Raw genomic sequence first — 484 nt, forward strand, 5'->3', positions numbered from 1 at the left:
CCCGGTAGAGCCTGAGGTATATATCACATACGCCAGATGCTCAGCGCATAATCCCACAGATGATACCGACAGATTATCCGACGGCATGGCCGTTAATCTTATTGCTAGCTGTGCATCATCCAGACACAGAGCCCAACTCTCAAGAAACGGTAAGCTGTCCAGCACCTGGCTTTGTGTCAACACAATATCTACGCCACTGTCACTGAGCATATAGGCCAACCGGGATTCAGGATAGTCAGGATCTAAAGGCAGATAAGCGCCGCCAGCCTTGAGGATGGCCAGAATAGCGACCACCATATCCAAAGAGCGTTCGACACACACCCCTACTAAGGTCTCGGGCTTCACCCCCTGTGCTTTCAGATAATGGGCTAGCTGGTTGGCACGACGGTTTAAATCGTCATAGGTTAAAGAAGCGCCATTGCAAAGCACAGCCTCCTGCTCGGGGTGGAGTGACACTCTGGCTTCAAAAAACTCATGAATGCAC

At 51.0% G+C, this 484-nt stretch carries 1 protein-coding gene; it reads right to left on the reverse strand.

The genetic code is table 11. From position 1 onward, the window contains the following. Positions 1 to 484 (reverse strand): AMP-binding protein (locus EXT47_RS23655; RefSeq protein WP_165383844.1); only part of this gene is annotated, 484 nt, incomplete at both ends.

It is taken from the genome of Pseudoalteromonas sp. CO342X, from assembly GCF_004208915.1.
GTDB classification, from domain to species: Bacteria; Pseudomonadota; Gammaproteobacteria; order Enterobacterales; family Alteromonadaceae; genus Pseudoalteromonas; species Pseudoalteromonas maricaloris.